This window comes from Mesorhizobium sp. M7A.F.Ca.ET.027.03.2.1 (assembly GCF_003999175.1).
In the GTDB taxonomy this organism is placed as follows: Bacteria; Pseudomonadota; Alphaproteobacteria; order Rhizobiales; family Rhizobiaceae; genus Mesorhizobium.
Map to the genome: position 1 here is coordinate 1 of NZ_RZOM01000287.1, position 6,165 is coordinate 6,165.

General features: G+C 62.1%; 5 protein-coding genes and 2 pseudogenes. 3 read left to right on the plus strand and 4 right to left on the minus strand.

The genetic code is table 11. The annotated features are described in order from the left end of the window. Window positions 1-33: 33 nt before the first annotated feature. Window positions 34-183: pseudogene (locus tag EN750_RS14670) on the plus strand (peptidylprolyl isomerase); the annotation flags it as partial. Here EN750_RS14670 and EN750_RS14675 read toward each other — a convergent pair. Both EN750_RS14675 and coaD read right to left on the minus strand, forming a co-directional pair. Further along, window positions 177-638 (minus strand): annotated as a pseudogene (locus EN750_RS14675) (peptidylprolyl isomerase); the annotation flags it as partial. The pseudogenes EN750_RS14670 and EN750_RS14675 sit on opposite strands and share 7 nt — an antisense overlap. A 16-nt stretch (window positions 639-654) precedes the next feature. After that, window positions 655-1,155 (minus strand): pantetheine-phosphate adenylyltransferase, encoded by a 501-nt coding sequence (gene coaD, locus EN750_RS14680; RefSeq protein WP_127272529.1) that lies wholly within the window; start codon window positions 1,153-1,155, stop codon window positions 655-657. 298 nt (window positions 1,156-1,453) lie between these two features. Between coaD and EN750_RS14685 the strand changes: the two genes are divergently transcribed. Then, entirely contained in the window at window positions 1,454-1,606 is a 153-nt protein-coding gene (locus EN750_RS14685; RefSeq protein WP_081714296.1) for a hypothetical protein, read from the plus strand. 69 nt (window positions 1,607-1,675) lie between these two features. Here EN750_RS14685 and gyrA read toward each other — a convergent pair whose 3' ends face one another. Both gyrA and EN750_RS14695 read right to left on the minus strand, forming a co-directional pair. Continuing rightward, on the minus strand, window positions 1,676-4,477 hold the full coding sequence (gyrA, locus tag EN750_RS14690) for a DNA gyrase subunit A (protein WP_127396842.1): 2,802 nt from the start codon (window positions 4,475-4,477) through the stop codon (window positions 1,676-1,678). Window positions 4,478-4,697: 220 nt separating this feature from the next. Then, on the minus strand, window positions 4,698-5,522 hold the full coding sequence (locus tag EN750_RS14695) for an AraC family transcriptional regulator (RefSeq protein ID WP_127396843.1): 825 nt from the start codon (window positions 5,520-5,522) through the stop codon (window positions 4,698-4,700). A gap of 85 nt (window positions 5,523-5,607) precedes the next feature. Between EN750_RS14695 and EN750_RS14700 the strand changes: the two genes are divergently transcribed. Beyond that, window positions 5,608-6,138: a hypothetical protein gene (locus EN750_RS14700; RefSeq protein ID WP_127396844.1), complete on the plus strand. Its 531-nt coding sequence runs from the start codon at window positions 5,608-5,610 to the stop codon at window positions 6,136-6,138. The last annotated feature ends 27 nt before the right edge of the window (window positions 6,139-6,165 follow it).

Genomic DNA, 6,165 nt, shown 5'->3' on the forward strand with positions numbered 1-6,165 from the left:
GAATAACTCTGTTTACTCAAAAGGATATCTGACATGGCCGAAATCAAGGACCGCGAGAACGCGCTCATCATGGAAACGACTAAGGGCACGGTCGTCATAGAACTTTTCCCCGACCTGGCGCCCGGCCATGTCGGCCGCATCAAGGAACTGGCCAGGGAAGGCGCCTATGACGGCGTGGTCTTCTGGCCATCGAGGGGCGGTGCCGGAGCGAACATGATGAAGAACTGCGAATTGGCCGAATTGGGGTCCTGCGAGCGGGCCATGCCGACCACGCCGCGCTTATAATGTTCGGTCTGTGAGAATTCGGCCGGCAGGTCGGGCAGGTCGGAACCGCCGGTGCCGGCGGCCTCGGCGCTGAAACCCTTTTTCATATTGCCGAACTTGACGTCGCCGGTCTGCGCCATGAAGCCGTCGATGACGCGGTGGAAGGCGACGTTGTCATAGGCGCCTTGGCGCACCAGCTTCTTGATCTGCTCGACATGCTTTGGCGCCAGATCGGGCCTCAGCGCAATGGTGACGTCGCCGTCCTTCAGCGTGATGATCATTGTGTTTTCCGGGTCGGCGGCGAAAGCCGAGACCGACACAGCCACAAGACCGGCGAGCACGACAAGGAACGAGGCTAGCTTTTTCAGCTGCATGGTTTTCTCCGAAAACTTACTTCTTGAACTTGGCTGTGAGCGCACCGGCAACCGCCGCCGGCACGAAGGGGCGAATGTCGCCGCCCATCGAGGCAATCTGGCGAACAAGTGTGGCGGTAATGGTGCGTACCGAAGGACTGGCGGGCAGAAAAACCGTCTGCAGTTGAGGCGCCATGGTCTCGTTCATGCCGGCCATCTGCATCTCATAGTCGAGGTCGGTGCCGTCGCGCAGGCCGCGGATCATGATCGAGGCGCCCTGCTTCCTGGCGGCGTCGATGACCAGCCCGTCGAAGGCGACGACCTTGATGCGGGCACCGTCGCTGCCGAATTCCGTCTTCGTCGCCGTCTCGATCAGCTTCACCCGCTCCTCGAACGAAAACAGCGGTTGCTTGCCCGGATGGATGCCGATCGCCGCATAAACGATATCCGCCACGGCCAGCGAGGCCTTCAGCACATCGAGATGGCCGTTGGTCAGCGGGTCGAAGGAGCCGGCATAGAGGGCAATGCGTTCAGTCATGGCAGGTGCTTCTAATGCATGATCCCAAAAAGTGGAAACCGGTTTTTGGAAAAGATCATGCTCAAATGAAAGCTAGAGCCCGTTCCGTCTTCCGTCCATCAAGATGGGACAGGCTCTAGCGAGCCTCTCTCGCAAAGGCAAATCCGATCGGCGCGCCGGCCGTGAACCTTTTCCGGCACATGAACCACAGATGAACACGCTGATCACGAAGCCTTCACGCAGCGTTCACTAGGTTGCACCTTAATAAGATGAAACCAAAATCCCATCTATCCGTTGTTAGGCGCAGGAGAACACGCACATGCTGATCTACATGCTCGCCACCGCAATGACCGTCGCCATGCTGATCGCCACCGTATTTGGGCTGCATCAGGAGGCGCAACGCATCCGCGTCAAGGCAAACACCAAGCGCTTCGAAGGCTTCGGCCCGCGCAAGCCATATCGTCACTACTGATAAAGCCTGAACTTGCTGCCGCGCCGGCCACCTGGCCGGCGTTGCTATGTCAAAACCCGGGTGCCGGACTTAGTCCGCACCCTCCGGACCGGCGTCAGGCGCCGGAGCGGCATCAGCACCGCCCTCGACCGTCTCATCGCTTTCTTCGTCCGCTTGCGGTTCCGAGATCCGCTCGACCGAAACCACCTTTTCGCCTTCAGCCGTGTTGAAGATGGTCACGCCCTTGGTGGCGCGGCTGGCGAAACGGATGCCGTTGACCGGAACCCGGATGACGGTGCCGCCGTCCGACACCAGCATGATCTGGTCGTCATTGCCGACCGGGAACGTCGCCACCAGCCTGCCAATCTCGGCTGCCTTCGACACATCGGTGGCGCGGATGCCTTTGCCGCCGCGTCCGGTCAGCCGGAAATCATAGGACGACGAACGCTTGCCGTAGCCGAACTCGGTGACCGTCAGCACGTACTGTTCGTGCGCCTTGAGCTCTTCGTATCGGTTGTCGGAAAGCTCCGTCTCCTCGCCGATCTCCTCATTGGTCAGCGCGATCTCTTCCTCTTCGCCGGTCGTTTCCGTGGCAAGCCGCCGCTCCGCCGCCGCGCGCTTCAGGTAAGCGGCGCGTTCCGCTGGCGAAGCATCGACATGCTCTATCACCGACATCGAGATGATGCGGTCGGTCTCGGCCATGGTTATGCCGCGCACACCGACCGAATTGCGGCTCTGGAAGACGCGCACGTCGCCGACGGAGAAGCGTATGCACTGGCCGGAACTGGCGGTCAGCAGCACGTCGTCCTTGTCGGTGCAGGTCTCGACGCCGAGGATCTCGTCGCCTTCTTCCTCCAGCTTCATGGCGATCTTGCCGTTGCGGTTGACCTGGACGAAGTCGGATAGATCGTTGCGGCGCACGGTGCCGCGCGTGGTGGCGAACATCACGTAAAGTTCGCCCCAGCTGGCCTCGTCCTCCGGCAGCGGCATGATGGTGGTGATGCGCTCGCCCTGCTCCAGCGGCAGCATGTTGATCAGCGCCTTGCCGCGTGACTGCGGATTGCCGATCGGCAGCCGCCAGACCTTTTCCTTGTAGACGATGCCGCGCGAGGAGAAGAACAGCACCGGCGTATGGGTGTTGGCCACGAACAGCCGGGTGACGAAATCCTCTTCCTTGGTCGACATGCCGGAGCGGCCCTTGCCGCCGCGACGCTGCGCCCGGTAGAGCGACAGCGGCACGCGCTTGATGTAGCCGGAATGGCTCACCGTCACGACCATGTCCTCGCGCTGGATCAGGTCCTCGTCTTCCATGTCCGAACCGCCGTCGGTGAGTTCGGTGCGGCGCGGCGTGCCGAACTCGTCGCGCACGGCAGCAAGCTCGTCCTTGACGATCTGCTGGACGCGCGCGCGGGACGACAAAATGTCCAGGTAATCGATGATTTCGGCGCCGATCGTGTTCAACTCGTCGGCGATCTCGTCGCGGCCGAGCGCGGTCAGGCGCTGCAGGCGCAGTTCGAGGATGGCGCGCGCCTGTTCCTCTGACAGATTGTAGGTGCCGTCTTCGTTGATCCGGTGACGCGGGTCATCGATCAGGAGGATCAGCGATTCCACGTCGCCAGAGGGCCAGCGCCGCTCCATCAACTGCTCACGCGCCGTCTGCGGATCCGGCGCTGTGCGGATCAGCTTGATGATCTCGTCGATGTTGGCGACTGCGATGGCGAGACCGACCAGCACATGGGCGCGGTCGCGCGCCTTGCGCAGCAGGAATTTCGTCCGCCTTGTGATCACCTCCTCACGGAAGGCGACGAACGCCTTCAGCATATCGGTCAGGTTCATCACTTCCGGCTTGCCGCCGTTCAGTGCCACCATATTGGCGCCGAAGGAGGTCTGCAGCGGCGTGAAGCGGTAGAGCTGGTTGAGGATGACGTCGGCAACGGCGTCGCGCTTCAACTCGATGACGACGCGGTAGCCTTGGCGGTCGCTCTCGTCGCGGATATCGGAAATGCCCTCGATGCGCTTGTCGCGCACCAGTTCAGCCATCTTCTCGATCATCGACGACTTGTTCACCTGGTAGGGAACCTCGGTGATGATGATCGACTCGCGGTCGTTGCCGCGCTGTTCGATGTTGACCTTGCCGCGCATGACGATGGAGCCACGGCCGGTCGAATAGGCGTTGTAGATGCCCGAACGGCCAAGCACGATGCCGCCGGTGGGGAAATCCGGTCCCGGAATGATCTCCATCAACGCCGGCAGGTCGATCGCCGGATTGTCGATGAGGGCGATGGCGCCGTTGCAGATTTCGCTGAGATTGTGCGGCGGGATGTTGGTCGCCATGCCGACGGCGATGCCGCCCGAGCCGTTGACCAGAAGGTTGGGAAACCGGGCCGGCAGAACCTTCGGTTCGCTGCCCGACGCATCGTACGTGTCCTGGAAATCGACGGTGTCCTTGTCGATGTCTTCCAAAAGCTCGTGCGCGACCTTGGTCAGCCGTGCTTCCGTGTAGCGCATCGCCGCAGGCGGATCGCCGTCGATGGAGCCGAAATTGCCCTGCCCGTCGATCAACGGAACGCGCAGCGACCAGTCCTGTGCCATGCGCACCAAGGCGTCATAGATGGAGGCGTCGCCATGCGGATGGTATTTACCCATCACGTCGGCGACAGGACGCGCCGACTTCACATATTTGCGGTTCCAGTGGTAGCCGCTCTCATGGGCGGCGAAGAGAATGCGGCGATGCACCGGCTTCAGGCCGTCGCGCACGTCCGGCAGCGCACGGCTGACGATCACGCTCATGGCGTAATCGAGATAGGAGCGCTGCATCTCCTCGACGATGGATATCGGCTCGATGCCGGTGGGGCCGCCGTCGGCGCCGCGCGGTGTCTTCTGGTCGGTCAAATCGTATCACAATCTAATCAGGAATCACTTGGTGCTTATATAGGAAGCAAGCCCGAAACTCCAACCTTTACGGCACTTTTCCAGTGTCATTTTCGGTGGTAATTTCAAATGGATACCGCTGATTGCGACGATATGGCCAAGGCAGTTTTCGCCGCCCTGACGCAAAAGCCTGCGTGTCTGCCTTTGCGGGCACGGGGCCGATTGACGAAGCAGAAACGGCCTATGCGCCACGGTGGGTGCGATAGTTGCGCGGCGTCTCCCCCATGATCCGCCGAAAACGACGATTGAAAGTCGACAGATCGTTGAAGCCGGCCTCGAAGGCGATAGCCGAGACCGCATCGTTGGACATGCGCAGCCGCACCGCAGCCCTGTGCAGCCGGGTCTTGAGCAGGAATTGGTAGGGCGTCATGCCCGCGACCTGTCGGAAGATGCGCAGGAAATGATACGGGCTGGTCGCCGTCTCATCGGCAAGTGCTGAAAGCGAGACCGGCCCGTCGGCGTCCAGTTCGATCCGCCGCACTGCCTCGGCCACCCGTTTCTGATCGCGGCGGCTGGGCGCGCGCCCGACATGCGTAGCGCCAGAGGCAGTAGCCACGGCAGCACCGGCCAAGCGCAGGGAAAGTTCCTCGAAGGCGTCGATGTAGGCCATCTCGCGCGCGGTCTCCGCCTCGGCTAGGAGTGGCGCCAGGACCGGCAAAGGCGGCATGCGCGCCGCCTCGAAAGCCAGCTTCCTGGCGCCCGGCACGCCAGCTGCGATCCGTTCCATGTAGGCCGGCTCGAAATGGAACGAGAGGCAACGGTCGCCGCTGCCATGCTCGTGCCCGCATTCGTAACATGTGCCGGGATTGCCGAGCAGGAGCGCGCCGGGCGCCAGCATCGCCGTGCCTTGTTGGGCGCGGTAGCGAAACGTGCCGCTGGTGACCGCAGCGACGCAGAAATCCTGATGCGCTTCCTCGAACGGCCGGTCGCTGGCGCTGGCCGTGCAGATCACATCCGTCACATGCCAGCCGGGTCCGGATGCGAGCATATGTGTGGTCGCTGTCATGGCCGGAATATAGCAATTTTTCCCAAGCCCAGAACCCCATCACCGCCTACTCCCTCCCAGTCTCCTGACAAGAAGAGGCCACACCATGTTCGATCAATCCTCGTTTGCCGAAGCCCTGCATAGCTCCGGACCGATCGAAGGGCTTGCCGAAAAACTGAGCCTTTACGGCCGCTTCATCGGCGCCTGGACTTTCGACGCCTCGCGCCACATCGAGGACGGTACGGTACTGACCGGGCGTGGCGAGGTGCATTTCGGCTGGGTGCTGGAAGGCCGGGCGATCCAGGACGTGTGGATCCTGCCCGCGCGGGACGCTGGTCCATCGCCATCCTTGGGCACATGGACTTTTTACGGCACGACGCTGCGCGTCTATGATCCCGGCGCGGATGCCTGGCACATCTTCTGGAGCGACCCGCGCAACCAGTATTTCAGCCGCCAGCTCGGCCGCGCCGAGGGTGACACTATCGTGCAAGTGGGCGCCGACGGCACCGGCAGCTCGGTACGCTGGAGCTTTTCACGCATCACCGAAAACTCCTTCCGATGGCTGGGCGAGCGCTCGCACGACAATGGCGCGACATGGCGGCTGGAGGTCGAATTCCTGGCGCGCCGAGTGGTTTGATCACCGAGGATTGCAGCAGCCCAGAAT